Origin of the sequence: Kineococcus sp. DHX-1, assembly GCF_042473625.1 — a bacterium.
Classification (GTDB): Bacteria; Actinomycetota; Actinomycetes; order Actinomycetales; family Kineococcaceae; genus Kineococcus.
This window is the reverse complement of the sequence record NZ_CP170445.1, coordinates 1,330,441-1,350,481: the sequence shown is the minus strand read 5'-3', so window position 1 is coordinate 1,350,481 and position 20,041 is coordinate 1,330,441. Positions and strand designations below refer to the sequence as shown.

Annotated in this window: 15 protein-coding genes; 3 read left to right on the top strand and 12 right to left on the bottom strand. The window is 74.8% G+C overall.

All coding sequences use genetic code 11. The annotated features are described in order from the left end of the window. Nucleotides 1–3: 3 nt before the first annotated feature. The gene (locus ACFEMC_RS06515) at nucleotides 4–1,629 is read right to left on the bottom strand and encodes a circularly permuted type 2 ATP-grasp protein (RefSeq protein ID WP_380174702.1); all 1,626 of its coding nucleotides are present in this window, start codon (nucleotides 1,627–1,629) and stop codon (nucleotides 4–6) included. A gap of 246 nt (nucleotides 1,630–1,875) precedes the next feature. Between ACFEMC_RS06515 and rpsT the strand changes: the two genes are divergently transcribed. Continuing rightward, nucleotides 1,876–2,136: a 30S ribosomal protein S20 gene (gene rpsT, locus ACFEMC_RS06510; protein ID WP_380174700.1), complete on the top strand. Its 261-nt coding sequence runs from the start codon at nucleotides 1,876–1,878 to the stop codon at nucleotides 2,134–2,136. A 66-nt stretch (nucleotides 2,137–2,202) separates the two neighbouring features. Here the strand turns inward: rpsT and holA are convergent, their stop codons facing one another. Further along, on the bottom strand, nucleotides 2,203–3,237 hold the full coding sequence (gene holA, locus ACFEMC_RS06505) for a DNA polymerase III subunit delta (protein ID WP_380174698.1): 1,035 nt from the start codon (nucleotides 3,235–3,237) through the stop codon (nucleotides 2,203–2,205). A 122-nt stretch (nucleotides 3,238–3,359) separates the two neighbouring features. Here holA and ACFEMC_RS06500 point away from each other — a divergent pair, with 122 nt between their 5' ends. Beyond that, nucleotides 3,360–4,988 (top strand): LGFP repeat-containing protein, encoded by a 1,629-nt coding sequence (locus ACFEMC_RS06500; protein WP_380174696.1) that lies wholly within the window; start codon nucleotides 3,360–3,362, stop codon nucleotides 4,986–4,988. On the opposite strand, the gene ACFEMC_RS06495 is transcribed toward ACFEMC_RS06500, so the two are convergent. The 6 genes from ACFEMC_RS06495 to ACFEMC_RS06470 form a co-directional block, all read right to left on the bottom strand. After that, complete coding sequence (locus ACFEMC_RS06495; RefSeq protein ID WP_380174694.1) at nucleotides 4,969–6,414, bottom strand: amidohydrolase; 1,446 nt, start codon at nucleotides 6,412–6,414, stop codon at nucleotides 4,969–4,971. The genes ACFEMC_RS06500 and ACFEMC_RS06495 overlap by 20 nt on opposite strands. A 70-nt stretch (nucleotides 6,415–6,484) precedes the next feature. Beyond that, on the bottom strand, nucleotides 6,485–8,920 hold the full coding sequence (locus tag ACFEMC_RS06490) for a ComEC/Rec2 family competence protein (protein ID WP_380174693.1): 2,436 nt from the start codon (nucleotides 8,918–8,920) through the stop codon (nucleotides 6,485–6,487). Continuing rightward, nucleotides 8,917–9,768 carry a ComEA family DNA-binding protein gene (locus ACFEMC_RS06485; protein ID WP_380174691.1) on the bottom strand — a complete coding sequence of 284 codons (852 nt, stop codon included), beginning with the start codon at nucleotides 9,766–9,768 and terminating at the stop codon, nucleotides 8,917–8,919. The genes ACFEMC_RS06490 and ACFEMC_RS06485 overlap by 4 nt, the downstream gene beginning before the upstream one ends. Nucleotides 9,769–9,899: 131 nt before the next feature. Continuing rightward, complete coding sequence (locus ACFEMC_RS06480) at nucleotides 9,900–10,646, bottom strand: DUF429 domain-containing protein (protein WP_380174689.1); 747 nt, start codon at nucleotides 10,644–10,646, stop codon at nucleotides 9,900–9,902. A gap of 61 nt (nucleotides 10,647–10,707) precedes the next feature. Then, nucleotides 10,708–11,793, bottom strand: coding sequence for a DUF3761 domain-containing protein (locus ACFEMC_RS06475; protein WP_380174688.1), 1,086 nt, complete (start codon nucleotides 11,791–11,793; stop codon nucleotides 10,708–10,710). Nucleotides 11,794–12,017: 224 nt separating this feature from the next. Then, nucleotides 12,018–12,596 (bottom strand): TetR/AcrR family transcriptional regulator, encoded by a 579-nt coding sequence (locus ACFEMC_RS06470; protein WP_380174686.1) that lies wholly within the window; start codon nucleotides 12,594–12,596, stop codon nucleotides 12,018–12,020. Nucleotides 12,597–12,654: 58 nt separating this feature from the next. Between ACFEMC_RS06470 and ACFEMC_RS06465 the strand changes: the two genes are divergently transcribed. After that, nucleotides 12,655–14,919, top strand: coding sequence for a glycoside hydrolase family 3 C-terminal domain-containing protein (locus ACFEMC_RS06465; RefSeq protein ID WP_380174684.1), 2,265 nt, complete (start codon nucleotides 12,655–12,657; stop codon nucleotides 14,917–14,919). Nucleotides 14,920–14,934: 15 nt separating this feature from the next. Here the strand turns inward: ACFEMC_RS06465 and ACFEMC_RS06460 are convergent, their stop codons facing one another. The 4 genes from ACFEMC_RS06460 to ACFEMC_RS06445 all read right to left on the bottom strand — a co-directional run bounded on the left by ACFEMC_RS06460 (nucleotide 14,935) and on the right by ACFEMC_RS06445 (nucleotide 20,022). After that, nucleotides 14,935–15,438, bottom strand: a complete 504-nt coding sequence (locus ACFEMC_RS06460) for a GNAT family N-acetyltransferase (protein ID WP_380174682.1) — start codon at nucleotides 15,436–15,438, stop codon at nucleotides 14,935–14,937. Next, entirely contained in the window at nucleotides 15,438–17,957 is a 2,520-nt protein-coding gene (leuS, locus tag ACFEMC_RS06455) for a leucine--tRNA ligase (RefSeq protein ID WP_380174680.1), read from the bottom strand. The genes ACFEMC_RS06460 and leuS overlap by 1 nt, the downstream gene beginning before the upstream one ends. A 181-nt stretch (nucleotides 17,958–18,138) precedes the next feature. Continuing rightward, nucleotides 18,139–19,056: a GGDEF domain-containing protein gene (locus ACFEMC_RS06450; protein WP_380174678.1), complete on the bottom strand. Its 918-nt coding sequence runs from the start codon at nucleotides 19,054–19,056 to the stop codon at nucleotides 18,139–18,141. A 108-nt stretch (nucleotides 19,057–19,164) separates the two neighbouring features. Next, the gene (locus ACFEMC_RS06445; RefSeq protein ID WP_380176632.1) at nucleotides 19,165–20,022 is read right to left on the bottom strand and encodes a shikimate 5-dehydrogenase; all 858 of its coding nucleotides are present in this window, start codon (nucleotides 20,020–20,022) and stop codon (nucleotides 19,165–19,167) included. Nucleotides 20,023–20,041: the final 19 nt, after the last annotated feature.

Here is a 20,041-nt window from a genome sequence, read left to right as displayed (position 1 = left end):
GCGTCACCCCTCCCGGGTCTGGTGGCTGGTCGTCCGCTGGCGGGACTGCTGCTGCTGCTGGGCCTGCTCCGACCCGGCCCCCGGACCGGGGTCGGTCACGTGGTGCTGCTCCTCCGGCAGCGGGGCGGGTGGGGCGACCGGGACGGGGACGGCCGGCGCGGGTTCGGGAACGGTGTCCTCGCCCGCGAGCACCCACGTGTCCTTCGACCCCCCGCCCTGGCTGGAGTTCACGACGAGGGACCCCTCGCGCAGCGCGACGCGGGTCAGCCCGCCGCGCAGGACCCGCACCGCCCGGCCGTCGTTGACGGCGAAGGGCCGCAGGTCGACGTGCCGAGGCCGCATCTGCGTCCCCGCGAGCGTCGGCACGGTCGACAGCGCCACGACGGGCTGCGCGATCCAGCCGCGCGGGTCGGCCAGGACGCGGCGGCGCAGCTCCTCGACCTGCTCGGCGCTGGCGTCCGGGCACACGACGAGGCCCTTGCCGCCGGAGCCGTCGACGGGTTTGACGACGAGCTCGTGCAACCGGTCCATCGCCTCCTCCCGCTCGGCGGGGATCTCCAGGCGGTACGTCGGCACGTTGCCGAGGATCAGCTCCTCACCGAGGTAGTACTTCGTGAGCTCCGGGACGTAGGTGTAGACGAGCTTGTCGTCCGCGACGCCGTTGCCGACGGCGTTGGCGATGCTCACCCCGCCGGCGCGGGCGGCGTTGAGGATGCCCGCGCAGCCCAGGACGGAGTCGCGGCGGAAGTGGACGGGGTCGAGGAAGTCGTCGTCGACGCGGCGGTAGACGACGTCGACCCGCCGGTCGCCGGCCGTGGTCCGCATGTAGACGCGGTTGCCGCGGCAGACGAGGTCGCGGCCCTCGACGAGCTCGACGCCCATGGCCCGGGCGAGCAGCGAGTGCTCGAAGTAGGCCGAGTTGTAGACACCGGGGGTCAGGACGACGACGACCGGGTCGTCGACCCCGCTGGGGGCGGCGGCGCGCAGGGCCGCGAGGAGGTTCTGGGGGTAGTCGGCGACGGGCTGGACGCGATGGGCCTGCAGCGCCTCGGGCAGCACCTGGGTCAGGGCCTGCCGGTTCTCCAGGACGTAGCTCACCCCGCTCGGCACCCGGACGTTGTCCTCCAGCACGCGGAAGTCGCCGTGCTCGTCGCGGACGAGGTCGATGCCGGCGACGTGGATGCGCACGCCGCCGGCCGGCTCGACGCCGACGGCCGCGCGGTGGAAGTGGCTGGAGGACGTGATGACCCGGCGCGGGACGACCCCGTCCTTGACGACCTGCATCGGCCCGTAGACGTCGGCGAGGAAGGCCTCCAGGACCCGCACGCGCTGCGCCACGCCCTTCTCGACCCGCGCCCACTGGGCCGCGTCGATGATCCGCGGGACGACGTCGAGCGGGAAGGGCCGTTCCTCCCCGGCGTAGTCGAAGGTGACGCCGCGGTCGAGGAAGGTGCTGGCGAGCTGGTCGGCGCGGGCGCGCAGCTCGGCGGCCGGCAGCTCGGCGAGGGTGGCGGCCAGGGCCTGCCACTCCGGTCGCGGACTGCCGTCGCCGTCGAACATCTCGTCGGCCGCGCGGGCGCCGGCTGCCCCCGCGGGAGAGTCGAGGTACCCCTCGAAGACGTCACCCATGCGCGAACCATAGGGAAGTCCACGTTGCTCGCGAGTTGCCCCCGCGTTTCCCCCGCGTTTCGTGCCCCGGTCCGGGTCCGGCCGCGGGTGTCCCCGGCTCCGCGTCACCGCTGGTAACCTTGAGGACGCCTTCGCTCCGTGCGGAGGTCACGGTCGTCCTCCGTCCCTCCCGGTGTCCCCACGCCGGAGTCCCCGGTGGAACGACCGCCCTCTGACACTGATCAGACCAACAGGAAGACGGAGCACGTGGCGAACATCAAGTCGCAGAAGAAGCGCATCCTCACCAACGAGAAGGCGCGCCTGCGCAACAAGGCCGTCAAGTCGGAGCTGCGCACCGCGGTGCGCTCGTTCCGCGAGGCGCTCGCCTCCGGCGACGCCGAGAAGGCGCAGGCGGCGCTGAAGGTCGCGAGCCGCAAGCTCGACAAGGCCGTCAGCAAGGGCGTCATCCACAAGAACCAGGCGGCCAACCGCAAGTCGGCCATCGCCAAGTCGGCCGCCAAGGCCTGATCCTCGGATCCTCCACGGAGGGCCGGTCCCCGCTCGGGGGCCGGCCCTCCGTGCGTCTGGGTGTCCTCAGCGCCGCGCGGCCGCGACCACCCGGACGGCCTTCTCCAGGGCGTGCTCGGCGTGCGCCCCGCCACCCTTGACGGCGTGGTCGGCGGCCGCGACGGCGAGGATCGCCTCGGCCATCCCGTCCGGGGACAGCAGGCGCACCTCCCGTTGGGCCTTCTCCACCAGCCACGGCGCCATGCCGAGCTCGCGGGCCAGGTCGGCGGGCCGACCCCGGCCCGCTCCCGCCACCTTCGCCAGCTGCCGCAGCCGGGACGCGAGCGCCGCGACGACGACGACGGCGGGCACCCCGGTCGCCTCCGCGTGCCGCAGCAGGACGAGCGCCTGCCCCTCCCGGCCTTCGACCGCCGCGTCGGCCACCTCGAAGCCCGTCGCCTCGCGCCGGCCCCCGTGGTAGCGGTGGACGGCGTCCTCCGTCACCGTGCCCTCGGTGTCGGTGAGCAGCTGGTCGACGGCGGCGGCCAGCTCCCCGAGGTCGCTGCCGAGGGCCGCGACAAGCGCCCGGGCGGCCTCGACGTCGATCGAGCGGCGGGCGCGGCGGACGTCGGAGAGCACGAAGTCGACCTTGTCCTGGTCCCGCTTGAGCGGCTGGCAGGACACCTCGGCCACCCCGGGGACGGTCCGCGCGGTGTCGAGGACCTTCTTCGCGCGGTTGCCCCCCCGGTGCCGCAGGACGAGGACGACCGTGTCGACGGGGGCCTGCAGGTACTCCAGGACGTCCTCGACGAACGCCTCGCTCGCGGCGTCGACCCCGTCGACGAGGACGAGGGAGCGCTCGTCGAAGAGCGAGGGCGACGTCCACGTCGCCAGCTGCCCCTTCTGGTACCCGGCCGCCGCGACGTCGGTCCGCTCGAACGAGGGGTCGAGCTCGCGCATGCGCGTCAGCAGCGCCGTGAACGCGCGGTCGGCGAGCGCCTCCTCGGACCCGGCGAGGAGCACGACGGGCGCCGGGGCGAGGTCGTGCGGCGGGATCCCGGGTGCGGCGCTCGCGGCCTTCTTCGCGGGGGACTTCGCGGCGGTCTTCTTGGCGGCGGGCACGGCGTCACTGTCGCACGGGCGTCGGACACGCGGCCGCCCACGAGGTCATGTCACCAAACGTCACGTGAGCGGGACCGTGCGTCGCTACCGTTGAGTCTTCAACCCTTCGAGGAGGCAGTGCAGTGCGGTCGCGGTGGATCCTGTCGGGACTGGTGGCGGCGGGGGTGCTGGCCTCCGTCGCCGCACCGGCCGGAGCGACGCCGGTGGTGCGGGGGCCGCGCGCCGAGCCGGCGCTGCGGGTGGCGCCGCACTGCGTGGTCACCGGCCCGGTGCTCGACGTCGCGTGGCGGGCTCCCGACACCGCGCTCTACCGGCTGGGCACCGACCCTGGCGGCCTGGCCCCGTACGTGCGCGCCGCGCAACCGGGGTGGCAGGCCCAGCACGTCCAGCTGCCCGTCCGGGCGGGCCAGGTCACCGTGCGGCTCCAGGCGACCGACCCGGCCGGTGACGCCGTCGGCGACCCGGTGGCCCAGCGTCCGGTCACGGTCCCGGCCTGCGACGCCTGGCCCGAGCTGCAGGAGTACCTGTCCTCCGGCGCGAACGCGGCGGGGGCCCCGCAGTCCGTGGGCGCGCTCACCGGGCGGACCTCACAGGGGTGGCGCGGCACCACCGTCCACGAGGCGACCGGTGGGGACGTCGTCGTGCTCGCCGACGGCACGACGCACGTCGTGCGGGGCGTCATCGCCGACCGGTGGCGGGCTGAGGGCGGCGCTCGCGGCCGGCTCCTGGACCCCGAGACCAGCGAGGTGGAGGTCGCCGACGGGTCTGGCTTCTACTCGACGTTCCAGAACGCGTCGATCTTCTGGAGCCCGGCGACGGGGACGCACGTGGTCTACGGCTACCCCTACGGCATCGGGCTCGACGGGACGACCTGGAACCCCGGCCCGGGCTACCCCACCGACGACGGCGGCGACGTGCAGAACCCGGACGGCACGCACGCCGGTTCCTGGCAGCACTTCGAGAACGCCGTGCGGTACCGGTCGATGTTCGGCGCCGGAGACGTGTACCGCGGGCCCCTCTTGGACACCTACGCCCGCCACGGCTATGAGAAGGGATACCTGGGCTGGCCCGTGAGCGACAACGAGCCGTTCTGGTACCGGCGCGACGCCGTCAACGACCGCGACAGCTGGCGCCAGCGGTTCCAGTTCGGCGCGATCTACGCCCCGCTGCCGGGGAAGGTCGAACCGCACGTCGTACGGGGGGCCATCGCGGCCTACTACCAGGGGCGGGACACGTCCGACTTCAGCCTCGTCCGCCGGTTCGGCTACCCCGTGACCGACGAGCTGAGCACTCCCGACGGAGTCGGTCGGTACAACGACTTCGCCAACGACACGAGCATCTACTGGAGCCCGGCGACCGGCGCCCACGAGGTGGTCGGCTCCGGCTGGGGTTTCCGCGCGTACTGGGCCTCGCGCGGGTGGGAGCGGTCATCCCTGGGCTACCCCGCGGCGTCCGAGCTCGGCCTGCCCCAGCCCAACCGGTTCGGGACGACCGGTGCGGTGCAGGCGTTCTCCGGCGGCAACGCCTACCTGTCGGGCGGCGCGACGGGGCAGAAGCGGTTCGCCAGCGTCGTCGGGGACCTGCTGCGCGAGTACGGCCGGCTGGGCTGGGAGACCTCGGCGCTGGGGTACCCGGTGGCGGAGGAGACCGCGGTGCCGGGCGGGACTCAGCAGCTGTTCGAGGGCGGCCGGCTCGTCCGCGACGGGCGCACCGGCGCGGTCCGGGTCGACCTCACCCCGAGCGGTGCGTGACGACCCCACCCACGAGCGTGGCCACGACGTCGCTGCGCCGCAACGCCTCCGCTCCCCCGACAGCGAACGTGCGCGCCGGGTCGTCGGCGACGAGGACGAGGTCGGCGACGTCCCCGACGAACACCCCGCGCCGGCCTCCGCAGGCGGCGGTGAGGGCGACGTCGAACCGCAGGTGCTGGTCGGGGTGCCAGGGTTCGCGCTCGTCGACGGTCCGGTGCACCGCGCTCGCCAGGGCGTCCCACGGGTCGAGCGGGGCGACCGGGGCGTCGGAGCCGAGGCGGAGCTCGGCGCCCGCGGCGTGCAGGTCGGCGAACCGGTAGGCGCGGTCGGCGCCCTCCGGCCAGTGCACGTGGACCGCGTCGCGGTCGTCGACGGCGTGGCGGGGCTGGACGCTCGCCACGACGCCCAGCCGCGCGAACCGCGGCACGTCGTCGGGGTGGACCTGCTGGGCGTGCTCGAGACTGCCGTGGCACCCCACGGCCTCGAACGCGTCCAGCGTCACGCGGACGGCGTCGTCCCCGATCGCGTGGACGGCGACGTGCAAGCCGTTCGCCGTGGCGCGCCGCAGGGACGCCTCCAGCTCGGCGGGCGGGATGCGCAGGATGCCGTGACCGCCGGTCGGGTACTCCTCGTGGCAGAACGCCGTGCGGGTGCCGAGCGAGCCGTCGACGACGAACTTCACGGGCCCGACGTGGACGCGGTCGCCGGCCAGGACGTCCCCGGTCCGTCGGCCCGCGGCGATCGTCTCCTCCAGCCAGTCCGGCCAGACGCCCGCGGCGACGCGGACGGCGGGTGCGGCGCGGCGGGTCCACGCCTCGACCGGCGCGTACTCGAGGTCCACCAGGCCCGTGACGCCCCGGGCCGCGGCGGCCGCCGTGGCCGCGGCGATCCAGCGGTCCTGGACGGCGTCGCCCACGGTGCCCGCACGGGTCATCAGCTCCATGGCCGGCGCCTCGACGAGGACCCCGGTCGGGTCCTGCACCCCGAACCGGCGGGCCGCGGCGGAGTTCACCCAGACGGCGTGCAGGTCCGCGCTCACGACGAGCACCGGACGCTCGCCGAACCGGGCGTCGAGGACGTCGCGGTGCGGCGGTGAGTCCCACAGCGCGTCGCGGTAGCCGTGGCCGACGACGAGGTCCTCCCCTGGCCCCGCCCCCGTCTGCAGGAGCGTGGCCGCCTCCGCCGCCGACCGCGCGGACAGGACGTCGATGCGGCGCCGGGCCGCGGCCCACTGCGTGAGGTGCACGTGGCTGTCGACGAACCCGGGCAGCAGCACGGCACCGCCGGCGTCGAGGCGTTCGGCCGCCGACCAGGGAGCGGTCCGCGCCAGACCGGCGCCGACGGCGACGACGCGACCGTCCGCGAGCGCCACGTCGACGACGTCATCTCCGATAGCTGGGCGACGGACGTCGTGCAGGACGAGCACTGGGGCCTCCGGTCGGTGGGACTGTCGGGACATCGTGCCGACCACGACGCGTCGGCGGGCACCCGGGGCCTCACCCGCTGCCGTACCGGGCGCGTCGCTCGGCCTCCCGCGGGTCCGGCCCGCGCTCCAGCGTCCGCAGCGCCGACGCCGCCCCCGCCACCGCGACGTCCCCGCCGGTGTCGGTGCGCAGGACGCGGGCGCCCGTGGCGGCCAGGACGTCCAGCGTCGAGGCCGCGGGGTGGCCGTAGTCGTTGACCGCGCCCACCTCCACCAGCGCCACCCGCGGCCGGGCCGTCGCGTACAGCTGCGGCACCTGGGTCGGGGAGCCGTGGTGGGCGACCTTCACCACGTCGGCGACGACGCCGGCCGGCCAGCGCGCCAGCACCGCCCGCTGCTCGTCGCGTTCGGCGTCCCCGGTCAGCAGCACCCGCACGCCCTGCACGTCGGCCAGCAGGACGAGGCTGGAGTCGTTGACCTGCGCCGAGTCCGGCGCCCGCACCCGCGCCGCCTCCGGCTCGGGGCCGAGGACCGTCCAGGTCACCGCCCCGGCGGCCCCGGTGTCCCCCGCGGTCAGCGGGACGACCGGCGTGGACCCGGCCTGCTCGCGCACCCGCCCGGCGGCCGGTTCCACCGCCAGCGGGGAGACGTGGACGACCCCGACCTCCCGGCCGGCGAGCGCCCCCGCGAAGCCGCCCACGTGGTCGGCGTGGAAGTGCGTCAGCACCACGGCGTCGAGCCGGTCCACCCCGAGCCGGTCCAGGCACCCGCCGACGAGGACGTCGTCGGGTCCGGCGTCGACCAGCACCGCCGAGGTCGGCCCCGACCGCAGGACGACCGCGTCGCCCTGGCCGACGTCGCAGCCGACGACGAGCCAGTCCGGCGGCGGCCACGGACCCGCTGGGCCGCCCCACCGCGGAGCGCACCGCACGAGCAGGGCCGCCGACAGGACGAGCACCACGGCCAAGGCCGGCCACCGGCGGCCCGGACCATGCCGCCAGCGCAGCACGGCCGCCGCGGCGCCCAGAACGAGGAGCGTCAGCAGCACGACCACGAGCGCCCCCGCGACGCCCGGTGGGACCGCCACCGAGGTCGGCGCCTGGGCGGTGAACCGCGCGACCGCGGCGATCCACGCCGCGCACCACCCCGCCGGCCAGGCCACCACGGCAGCCCCGGCCGGCCACAGCGGGGAGAGCAAGGTCGCGGCCAGGCCGAGCACGGTCGCCGGGCCGACGGCGGGCGCCACGGCGATGTTCGCCGGGACGGACACGACGTTCACCGCCGGTTGCAGCAGCGCCACGACGGGACCACAGACCGCCTGCGCCGCCACGGGAACGGCGACCGCGTACGCGACGACCCGCGGAACCCCCGCCCGCGTCAACCGTTCCGCCCACGGCCGGGCGAGGAGGACGAGGGCCGTCGTGGCCAGCACCGACAGCACGAACCCGAACTCCCGCGCCAACCACGGGTCGGCCACCAGCAGCACGAGCGCCGCGGCCCCCACGACCGGGATCCCCCGCGTCGGCCGCCCCGCCGCGAGCCCCGCCATGCCCACGCCGCCCATCACGGCCGCACGCAGCACACTGGGTTCGGGACGGGCCAGGATGACGAAACCCACCAACCCGACCCCGGCCACGACGAGCCTGGACCGTCGCCCGAACCCCGCCCACGACGCGGCCAGGACGAGGAACCCCACGACGAGCGTCGTGTTGGAGCCGCTCACCGCGGTGAGGTGTGTGAGGCCGACCGACCGCATCGCGGCTTCCAGGTCGGGCGGCAGCGCGGACGTGTCCCCCACGACGAGCCCGGGCAGCAACCCGCGGACGTCGGCCGACCGCCCGGAAACGGCCTGCCGCAACCCCGTCCGCAGGGTTTCGGACAGCTCCAGGAACCCCGCTGGACGGTCGGTGCGGACCAGGTCGCCGGCCGAGACGACCACGACCGACCGCTCGCCGGGGTCGGCGGTACCGAGCCGGCCGCGGAAGGTGAGCCGGTCGCCCCACCGCACGTCCCGCCACCGCTCGGCGACGGCGAACACCGTCGCGGGGGCGGCGAGCCCCCGCGTGGCGCCCCGCGCGTCCACCGAGGTGAGCCGGACGTCGAGGACGACGCGCGGGGGTTCCCCGTCGCGGCGGGTGGGCAGGGCGTGCGGATCGGCGGTGACGACGGCGGAGAACTCGCCCGACACCCGACGGTCTGCCAGCTCCTCGACGTCCCCGGCGGTGGACCGGCCGTGCTGCAGGACCACCGAGAACAGCACGAGCGTCGCGGCGACCAGGACGAGAGCGACCCGAGCGCCGCGACCGTTCCGGCGCACCACTCCGAGGACGACCAGCAGCAGGAGCGCGGAACCCGCGAGCCCCCACGCGAGGAGGTCCGGGCGGCCCGTCGCGAGGAAGGCGACACCCCACGCTGCGACCGCCGCCGCCGCGAGCCGCAGGTCGACGGGGACCGGCGGCGGCCCGACGGTGCGGGCACCGACGACCTCCGACCGTTCGGTTGTGCTCACACGCTCACCAGGTCCCGCAGGCCCTCGAGCACCTTCGGGCCGATGCCCTGCACCTCGCCCAGGTCGTCGACGGAGGAGAACCTGCCGTTCTCCTCGCGCCAGGCGACGATCCGGCCCGCCAGTACCTCACCCACCCCCGGCAGGGCGTCGAGGTCTGCGGCCGTGGCGGAGTTCAGGTCCACCCGGGCGCCCACCGCGCCCGACGGACCCGCCGCCGGTGCTGCGACGGTTCCCGGTTGCCCGGGCGCGGGGACGAGCACCTGTTCGCCGTCCTGGAGGACGCGCGCGAGGTTCAGCGCGTCGAGGTCCGCGTCCGCGGCCGCACCGCCCGCTGCCGTCAGGGCGTCGGCCACCCGACTGCCCGCGGACAGGGTGACGACCCCCGGCCGGAGGACGCGGCCCGCGACGTGCACGACGACGGAGGCGGGACCCGTCGCCGACGAGGGCGACGGCGTGCTGAGGGGCGTCGCCGCCGCGACCGGCGCGGTCCTCGCCGGCAGCGCCTGCCCCTGCTGCACAGCGGGATCGGGCCAGGACCGCCACGCTGCGAACCCGAGACCCGCCGCCACCAGGACACACACGAGGACCGCACCCGCCACCGCCCGCGGCCCGACCCGCACCCGCACCGCGCGCAACCCCGGCGGAGTGCGGTCGGCCAGGCGCCGCGACCACTCGCCGACGACGCCCGGGGCGACCCGCGGTGCGTCCAACTCGTCCTCGAACTCGTCCTCGTCCTCGTCCTCGAACTCGTCCTGGTCCTCCGGGTCGTCCCCCGCGGACCGGAACTGCCGCACCGCCAGAGCGCGGGCGCGGACCGCCGCGTCGCGACGGGAGGAGGACGTGGGCACCCCGGAAACCTAGGCCGACAGGGGCCTCACCGGTCCGAACGAGGACCCACCTGTGGACGACGGGTCCCCCGCGCCCTCTGTGGATCCCGGGACGTCACGGGCCCGCCGGCATCCACACTCCGAACCCAGGGTCACCCGGCGAGGAGCTGCCCCGTCTCGCAGGTCGGCAGCGCGATCCACCCCTCCCGAGCAGCCTGCTCCCGCTGATCCGCAGTCGGCGCGGTGCCGAACCCCAGCGCCGCCGCACGAGCCGTCAGCGCGGCGACGACGGCGTCGAGCGCGTCGTCCGACGCGCGGCAGGCGTCGGCCGCGAGACCGAGGTCCAGCCACGGCAACCGCCGGCACAGCTCCTCGACCAGGGCCAGCCGGGCACCGGTGTTCGCCGCCCCCTTGTACTGCCGGTGAGCGAAACCCCAACGCTTCAGCGACGCGGCCGGGTAGACCTCGACGACGACACCGGAACCCGCCCGGTCCACGGGCAGCTGCTCCGCCCCGAGCAGGGCCAGCAACCGCGCCGCGCGCATCGCGACGTGACCGATCTTGTCGGCCGCCACCGTCAGCGGTTGGTGCCCGGCCGCCCGGACGACCTGTTCGGTCAGGCGCCACGTCAGTCGGCGGCGCTGCTCCTCGCCGGTCTCCCCCGCGCGCACCTCGGCGGTCGACGCCGCGTGGTCCGTCAGGAAACGCACGAACTCGTCCGGCCACCCCAGCGGGCTGTCGACGCCGACCTTCGCCGCGCCGCGCACCAGGTCGAGGACGAAGCCGTCGTCCACCGGCCGGAAGCAATCCGTGACGCGGGCGGAGCCGCCGTCCCAGCGGACGACGGCGACGGCTGTCTTGCCCCGCTGGGTCGACAGGTCCACTCCGGCGGTCACCATGCCCGTGCGGGGTACCCCACCACGCGCGGCCGCCGCGAGTGGTCCGCACCGCGGGCCTGCGTCACAGCCACGTGTCGACACCCCCGTGGTGCGAGCAGGTGCCGCGGCGGTGCGCGGAGTAGGACGACGTGCCGTCCCGGCAGATCGCCGACGCGCCCGCGGGGACGTCGGCACTGGTCTCGGCCGGGGCGTCCCCGGCGGGGGCGAGCGCCGAGGCGGACGGCGCGGCGGGCACCGGCACCGGTGCCGCGACGAGCGCCGCGAACGCGGAGCGGACGGGAAGGGGTTCAGCCGGGCAGGTCCCGAGCACGCGCGCGATGGCGTCCCGCTCCGGGGGCGTGACCCACAACCCGTACGCGGCCTTCACCGCGACCTGGCGCGCGACGTAGTCGCAGCGGACGGCGGTGTTCGGCGGGAGCCACGTCGCGGCGTCGCCGTCGCCCTTCTGCTCGTTCAGCGGCCCGTCGACCGCCAGCAGTCCCAGCGGGTCGTTGGCGAACGCGGTGCGCGTCGCCGCGTCCCACGACTGCGCGCCCGTCTGCCAGGCGTTGGACAGGGCCACGACGTGGTCGACCTGGACTGCCGCCGAGGTCGACCCGCCGCGGGTGAACGCGATCACGTCACCGCTGTAGGGGTCGGCGAGTGCGCCGGCGGCCACGGTGCAGTGCACGGCGTCCGTCCACGTGAGGGCGATCAGGTCGCGGTTCAGGACGTCGTTGCGGGTGTCGCAGCCGTTCTGGTCGGTGTCGGTCCAGGCGGCGCCGAAGGCGTCGCGGGAGTACCCGGTCTTGGGGGCCCTGCCCTTCACGTCCAGGGTGTCGAGCGCGGCGAGGGCGGTCCCGGGGGCGGCCAGGGCGAGGACCGCGTCGGTGGTCGAGGTCGTCGTGGTGGCCGACGGGATCGGGGCGGCAGCGGTCGCGGGCGTCGTGGCCGGGGTCGTGGCGGGGGTCTCGGCGGGGGTCGGGGCCGCCGTGGCCACGGTGTCCGCGGGGGCGTCGCCGCCCGCCAGGGCACCCCCACCGGCGAGCGCGACGAGGCTGAGGACGGTGAGGACGGCACCGGCCCTGCGCCCCGCCAGTCCGGCGGTCCGGAAGTGCCCCACCACCACGGCGAACGACCCCACGAGCAGACCCGTGAGACCGACCACCGCGAGAAGGCTCCCCACTGCGGACGCGGCCCCGCCGACGACGAAGGACGAGACGACGCCGACCAGCGCGACCATCCCGAGGCACGCGGCGAGGGCGACCGTCTTCCCGGTACCGCGCCGAGTCGGCGTCCTGCTGCCGTTGCCCATCGATGATCAGTTCACTCCGCGTCGTCCTGTGGTGACTCATCGACGGTAGAGCGACCCAGTGCCGGACGAGGGCGGATTCACCCCGGTGGACGCGCCAGCTCCCGCTCCACCTGCGCCCGCACCTCCGCAACCATGTCGACGTCGTCGGGGTGCAGCAGCCACTGCACCTGCAGCCCGTCCATGACCGCCACGAGCCGTCGCGCGGCGGATGCCGGCGCCGGGTGCCCGCAGTCGCCGAACGCCGCGGTGAGCGCGGCCACGACCCGGCGGTAGCGCTCGTCGAAGAAGGCGTGGGCGGGGTGCTCGGGGGACGTCGCCTCGGCCGACAGCACGCAGAACAGCTCGACGACCCCGCGGCGGGAGACGTTGCGGCGCACCACGTCGAGCAGCGCCTCGAGCTGCTGCTCCCCCGGTAGCGACGGGCCCGACCCCACGAGCGAGGCGTCCTCCACGTCGCGCTGCTCCAGGACGGCGAGGAGCAGCGCCTGCTTGCTGCCGACGTGGTGCAGGAGTCCCGCATGGGTCAGCCCGCAGCGGGCGGCGAGGTCACGCAGGGACGCGGCGCGGTACCCGGACTCGGCGAAGAGTCCGACGGCCTCGGTGAGGATCTGCTCGCGCCGGGCCCTGCCCTTGGCGTACTCCCCGCGTGCGGCCACAGCACATCCCTACCACCAATACCTTCCACCCGGTAGGTGTTGGGCGTAGCCTGCGACCATGACCGACACCGACGTCACGCGAACCCCGGCGGAGCTGCTGGCGGAACTCACCGTGGAGGAGAAGGCCGCCCTCCTCGACGGCTCCGACTTCTGGCACACCGAGCCCGTCGAACGCCTGGGCATCCCCGCGCTCATGGTCACCGACGGCCCGCACGGGCTGCGCAAGCAGGCCGTGGGCGGCGACCACCTCGGGCTCGCGAACTCCGTCCCGGCGACCTGCTTCCCGCCCGCGGCCGGGCTCGCCTCCTCGTGGGACGTCGACCTGCTGCGCCGCGTGGGCGAGGCCCTGGGCCGCGAGACCCGCGCCGAGGGCGTCTCCGTCCTGCTCGGTCCCGGCGTCAACATGAAGCGGTCGCCGTTGTGCGGACGGAACTTCGAGTACCTCTCCGAGGACCCGGTGCTGGCCGGCGACCTCGCCGCCGCCCTCGTCGAGGGCGTGCAGAGCCAGGGCGTCGGGACGTCGCTGAAGCACTTCGCGGCGAACAACCAGGAGACGCAGCGGATGACGGTCTCCGCCGACGTCGACGAGCGGACCTTGCGCGAGATCTACCTGACGGCCTTCGAGCGCGTCGTCACGACGGCGCAGCCGTGGACGGTCATGTGTTCCTACAACCGCATCAACGGCGTCTACGCCTCCGAGGACCCGTGGCTGCTCACCGACGTCCTGCGCGGCGAGTGGGGTTTCTCCGGCCTCGTCGTCTCCGACTGGGGCGCCGTCAACGTGCGCGAGGACGGGGTCCGCGCGGGCCTGGACCTGGAGATGCCGTCGTCGTCGGGTGCCGGCACCCAGCGGATCCTCGAGGCCGTCAGCACCGGCACCCTGTCCACCGAGGACCTCGACCGCGCCGTCCTGCGCGTCCTGGAACTCGTCGAGAAGGCCAGGCCGGCGCTCGCCGACCGCGGGACGGTGGACGTCGACGCGCACCACGCCCTCGCCCGCGAGGCCGCCCTCCAGAGCGCGGTCCTGCTGAAGAACGAGGACGAGGTCCTGCCGCTGGCCGCCACGGGCGGAACCGTCGCCGTCGTCGGCGAGTTCGCCCGCACGCCGCGCTACCAGGGCGCGGGGAGTTCCCAGGTGAACCCGACCCGCCTCGACGACGCGCTCACCGCCCTGCGCGCGCAGTTCGACGGGTCCCGCGACGTGACGTTCGCGCCCGGCTACGTGCCCGAGGCCGACCCGGACGACGCGACGGGCGAGCAGGCGCGCGCCCTGGTGGCCGAAGCCGTCGACGTCGCGCGCGCGGCCGACGTCGTCGTGCTGTTCCTCGGCCTGCCCGCCTCGTACGAGTCCGAGGGCTACGACCGCGAGCACACGAACCTGCCGCCGGAGCAGCTCGACCTGCTCGACGCCGTCGTGGCGGCGAACCCGCGGACCGTCGTCGTGCTGGCCAACGGGTCCGTGGTGAACCTCGAACCCTGGCAGCACACCGTCCCCGCCGTCCTCGAGGGCTGGCTCGGCGGGCAGGCTGGCGGCAGCGCCGTCGCGGACCTGCTGACCGGCGTCGCGAACCCCTCGGGCAAGCTCGCCGAGACGGTTCCCTTGCACTACCGCGACAACCCGACGGTCGGGAACTTCCCCGGCGAGCACGGCCACGTGCGCTACGGCGAGGGTCTGCTCATCGGGTACCGCTGGTACGACGCGCACTCCCTGCCCGTCGCCGCCGCGTTCGGGCACGGGTTGTCCTACACGACGTTCGGGTACTCCGACCTGCGGGTGGAGGCGCGCGGGAACGGCGTCGACGTGCGCGTGACGATCACGAACACCGGGGACGTCGCGGGCAGCGAGGTCGTCCAGGTGTACGTCGCGGACGTCGACGCGACGGTGTTCCGGCCGGACGCGGAACTCAAGGGCTTCGCCCGCGTGAGCCTGGAACCCGGCGAGGCCCGCGAGGTGGCGGTCGAGCTGGACGAGCGCGCGTTCTCGTTCTGGCACAGCGCGACCGGCCGCTGGGTCGTCGAGGGCGGCGAGTTCGGGATCCGCGTCGGCGCCTCCTCGCGCGACGTCCGCCTCGCCACGACGGTGCAACTGCCCGGCGACGGGGTGACCGTGCCCCTGCAGCTCGACTCCGAGCTCGAGGTCTGGCTGCAGCACCCGGACGCGGCGACGGCGGTCCGCGAGCGCATCGACGGCACCCCGTGGGCGGGCATGCTCTTCGACCCGCAGCACGGCGCCATGATGCGGGCCATCCCGTTGCTGCGACTGACCCGCTTCCCGGGGTTCCCGATCGCCGAGACCGAACTGCCCGGCCTCATCCCCGGCTGAGCACGGGGGCGGCCGTCAGAACTCGAGCACCATGACGACGTGCGGCCGCGCCTCCCGCTCACCGCGCCAGCCCTCGACCATCCCCAGCTTGCTGGTGACGCCGAGGCTGGCGGTGTTGCCGGGGTCGACGACCGAGATGAGCCGCGGCAGGTCGAGCCCGCGGGCGTGCTCGACCCAGGCCCGGGCGGCCTCGGTCGCGAACCCCTGACCCCAGGCCGACCGCGCGAGCCGCCAGCCGATCTCGACGTCGTCGGGGTACCAGCGCATCCGGTGCAGCCCGGCGAACCCGATGAACTCACCGGTGTCCCGGCGTTCCACCGCCGACCACCCGTACCCGAGTCGGTCGAAGCAGCCGTCGGCGTAGTCCGCCAGCCGGTCCGACGCGGCGCGGTCGGGCACCGCCGAGACGTACCGCGTCACCTCGGGGTCGGCGTTGAGGTCCGCGAAGGGCTCCCGGTCCTCTGCCGTCCACCGCCGCAGCACGAGCCGCGGGGTGGACGGCGGCAGGATGCCGGTCATCAGGCCGGGACGATGTTGACCAGCTTGGGGGCCCGGACGACGACCGTCCGGATCCCCGCACCGGCGAGCGCCGACTGCACCTTCTCCGAGGCCATCGCCAGCTCCTGCAGCGCCTCCTGCGTGATGTCCGGGGCCACCTCGAGGCGGTCGCGGACCTTGCCCTTGACCTGGACGACGCACGTGACGGTGTCCTCGACGAGCAGCGACTCGTCGACCGCCGGCCACCCGGCCCGCGCCACGGCGGGTTCGTGGCCGAGGAGGGACCACATGTCCTCCGCGACGTAGGGGGCGAAGAGCGACAGCACGAGCGCGACGACCTCGGTGGCCTCGCGGACGGCGGGGTCGGCCGCACCCGGGCCGGAGTCGATCGCCTTGCGCGTGGCGTTGACCAGTTCCATGACGCGCGCCACGGCCACGTTGAAGCGGAACGCCTCGACGTGCTGGGCGACGTCGTGCAGCGTCCGGTGCGTCACCCGGCGCTGCGCGACGTCCCCGGTCGTGACGTCGGCGCCCACGGGCGAGGTGACGTCGCGCGCCAGTCGCCACGCGCGGCCCAGGAACTTCGCCGAGCCCGACGGGGACACGTCGGCCCAGTCGATGTCGTCCTCGGGCGGACCCGCGAACGCCATCGTCAGCCGGATGGCGTCGACGCCGTGCTCCTCCAGCTGGTCCGACAGCCGGACCAGGTTGCCCTTGGACTTGCTCATGGCCGACCCGTCCATCTGCACCATGCCCTGGTTGAGCAGGCGTGTGAACGGCTCGTCGAACGGCAGGTACCCCAGGTCGTGCAGGACCTTGGTGATGAACCGCGCGTAGAGCAGGTGCAGGATCGCGTGGGTCACCCCGCCGACGTACTGGTCGATCGGACCCCACTGGGCGATGAGGTCGGTGTCGAACGGCTTCGTGTCGTCGTCGGGCGAGACGAACCGCAGGTAGTACCAGGACGAGTCGACGAACGTGTCCATCGTGTCCGGGTCGCGGCGCGCGGGAGACCCGTCGACCGGGCTCGGCACGTTCACCCAGTCCTCGGCCGCCCCCAGCGGGCTCGTGCCCTTGGGCGTGAGGTTGAGGCCTTCCGACGGCGGCAGCAGCACCGGCAGCTGGTCCTCGGGGACGGGGACCTCACCGGACTCGGTGTGCACGATGGGGATCGGGGTGCCCCAGTAGCGCTGGCGGGAGATCAGCCAGTCGCGCAGGCGGTAGTTCTTCGCCGGGCGGCCCGTGCCCTCGGCCTGCAGGACCTCGATCGCCTGGGCGATCCCGGCCTTCTTGTCCAGGCCGTCCAGCGGACCGGAGTTCACCAGCACGCCGTCGCCCGCCGTCGCCTCGCCGGACTCCGCGGGGTCGGGCAGCGGGTTCCCGTCGGCGTCGCGGACGTCGACGACGACGCGGACGGGCAGGTCGAACGCGCGGGCGAAGTCGAGGTCGCGCTGGTCGTGGGCGGGCACGGCCATGATGGCGCCGGTGCCGTAGTCGGCCAGGACGTAGTCGGCGGCCCAGATCGGCAGCCGTTCACCGTTGACGGGGTTCACAGCGAACCGGCCCAGGTCGACGCCGGTCTTCTCGCGCTCCGAGGCCAGGCGGTCCATGTCCGAGGTCTCCTGCACCGTGGTGCGGTAGGCCTCGAACGCCTCCCGCACCTCCGGTGCGGACCCCGCGGCCAGTTCCTCGGCCAGGTCCGAGTCCGCCGCCACGACCATGAACGTCGCCCCGTGCAGGGTGTCCGGACGCGTCGTGTAGACCGTGACGGGTTCCTCGCGGCCCTCGATGACGAACTCGACCTCGGCGCCCGTGGAGCGGCCGATCCAGTTGCGCTGCATCGAGATGACCTTGGACGGCCACTGGCCCTCCAGGCGGTCCAGGTCGTCCAGCAGCCGGTCGGCGTACTCGGTGATCCGGAAGTACCACTGGGTCAGCTTCTTCTTGACGACCTTCGCGCCGGAGCGCTCGGACGTGCCGTCGGGCAGGACCTGCTCGTTGGCCAGGACGGTCTGGTCGACGGGGTCCCAGTTGACGAGGGAGTCCTTGCGGTAGGCCAGGCCCTTCTCGTACAGCTTGAGGAACAGCCACTGGTTCCACTTGTAGTACTCCGGGTCCGACGTGTGCAGCACGCGGTCCCAGTCGAAGGAGCAGGCGTAGCGGCGCATCGAGGCGCGCTGCTGGGCGATGTTGTCGTACGTCCACTGCCGCGGGTCCAGGCCGCGCTTGATGGCGGCGTTCTCGGCGGGCAGGCCGAACGCGTCCCAGCCGATCGGGTGCATGACGTCGAAACCGCGCTGCATCCAGTACCGCGCGATGACGTCGCCCAGCGCGTACGCCTCGGCGTGACCCATGTGCAGGTCGCCGGAGGGGTAGGGGAACATGTCGAGCACGTACTTCTTGGGGCGATCGTCGCCCGGTTCACCGCTGCGGAAGGGCTTGAGGTCGTCCCAGACCGGCAACCACTTCTCCTGCAACGCGAACGCGTCGTAGCGCTGCTCGTCGTGCTCCTCGGTCTGCTCAACCGACACGTCAGTCATCCCGTCCTCCCGGTGCTCGCGTGCGTCCCGCACCTGCGACCTGCCCCTGACAGCGGAAGACCCCTCGCGCAGGAGGGGTCTCGGTGCGAGCACCTGCGAGGTCGCAGCAGCTCAGCACCGGCTGGGAAGTCGGCGGGAGGACACCCGGACAGCCTACTCCGTGGCGGACGGGCCCAGACGGTCAGGCGCCGGGGCGCTCCGGGCGCGCGCTGCGGTCGCCGCGGTCGCTGCGACGGCGGCCCCACCCGTGCTGGGGGACGCTGCGGCGCAGGGCGCGACGCTGGGCCAGGGCCTGCTCGGCCCGCACGAGGAGGTCGCTCACCCCGCCCTCGTCCCACGGCGCCAGCACCGCGGCGCCGGCCTCGACGGCCAGCCGCGGCGCGCGCTCCCCGCCACCGGCCAGCCGGCTCTGAGCCAGGCCGACGCGGATGCGGCGCTCGAGCTCCTGCGCGTGCAGCCCGGCCCCCGGGCCCAGCACCACGAACCGGCCCTCCCCCTCGCGGGCGACGACGTCGGACGTGCGGGTCGCCCCGCGCAGCGCGGTGGCGGCCGCGGCCCACTCGGCCTCGCGCGCGGCGCGGACCTCCTCGACCGTCCGGCTGCCGCCGCCGAGCTGCACGCCCGGCGTGACCTCGACGATGCACGCGTGGACGGCACCGCCGGAGCGGCGCGCGGACTCCAGCACCTGGTGCCCGACGAGGACCAGGCCGCGGCGGTTGAGCAATCCCGTGACGGTGTCCTGCACCGTCTCGTCGCGGGCGGCCTCGAGGGCGGCGAGCAGCGAGCCCACGGAGCGCTCGGCCTCGTGGTGGGCGCGGACGGTCAGCGCGAGGGCGACCGCGAGCGCCACGGCGACGGCTCCGAGCGCGACGAGGGCCACGACGAGCGTGACGGACGTCGAGGCGACGGCCGCCGCGACGGCGACGGCGACGCCCCCGGTGACGGGCACGAGGACGAGCGCGGCGGTGCGGCCGCGGCCGTCGAGGCCCCCGGTGGCCCGGCGGGCGGCGTCGGACCCGGAACCCGTCGTGGCGGGTTCGGGCTGGGGCGCGGCGGGGTCGCCGGCTCCGGCGTCGCGGGGTCCGGGCGCAGTGGTCACCCTCTCCCCCTCGGCACCACCGGAGCCGGGCTGGAGACGGCGAGCGGGTGAGGACATGCTTCGATCATGGGGGCGTCCCCGGGGCCGTGCGGCCCGAGCGGCCGCGGTTCACACGGCGCGCCGCGAGAACTCACCCGCTCGGCGGACCTGGTCGGCGCTCGGCCGGACCCCGGTGTACAGCGCGAACTGCTCGGCGGCCTGCCAGGCGGCGACCTCGGTCCCCGTGACGAGCGGCGTGCCGAGCTCGCGGGCGAGCCGGACGAGCGGGGTGTCCTCGGGGACGGCCACGACCTCGACGACGGCGCCGGCCGCCTCGACGGCGGCCCGCGGCACGGGCAGGTCGTCCGCCGCGGGCCCACCGGCCATGCCGACCGGGGTGGCGTTGAGGAGCAGGTCGGGTCGGACGTCGCCGAGCGCGGGCAGCCACCGGGCGCCGTACTGCGCAGCGAGCCGGGCACCGGTGGCCTGATTGCGGGCGACGACGAGGAGGTCGGGGAAGCCGGCGTCGCGCAGGGCCGCGAGGGAGGCCTTGGCCATCCCGCCGCTGCCGAGGACCGCGGCGGCGCCGGGCGTGCCGGCGGGGGTGATGCCGTGCTGGGCGAGGAGACCGGCGACGGCGAGGTAGTCGGTGTTGTACGCGACGAGGTGCGCGCGGCCGTCCCCGGGCGTGTCGATGCCGGTGTTGACGATCGTGTTGACGGAGTCGATGGCGGCGGCGGAGGCCTCGAGCTCGTCGACGAGCGGGATGACGGCCTCCTTGAAGGGCATGGAGACGCCCGCGCCCCGGATCCCGAGCGCGCGGATGCCGGCCACCGCGGCGGGCAGGTCGTCCGTGGTGAACGCCTTGTAGACGAAGTCGAGGCCCAGCTCGGCGTAGAGGAAGTTGTGGAAGCGGGTGCCGAGGTTGCTCGGCCGCCCCGACAGCGACAGGCACAGCCGCGTGTCCTTGGTGATCCGGTCGGGCAGCTCGCGGGAGGTCGCTGGG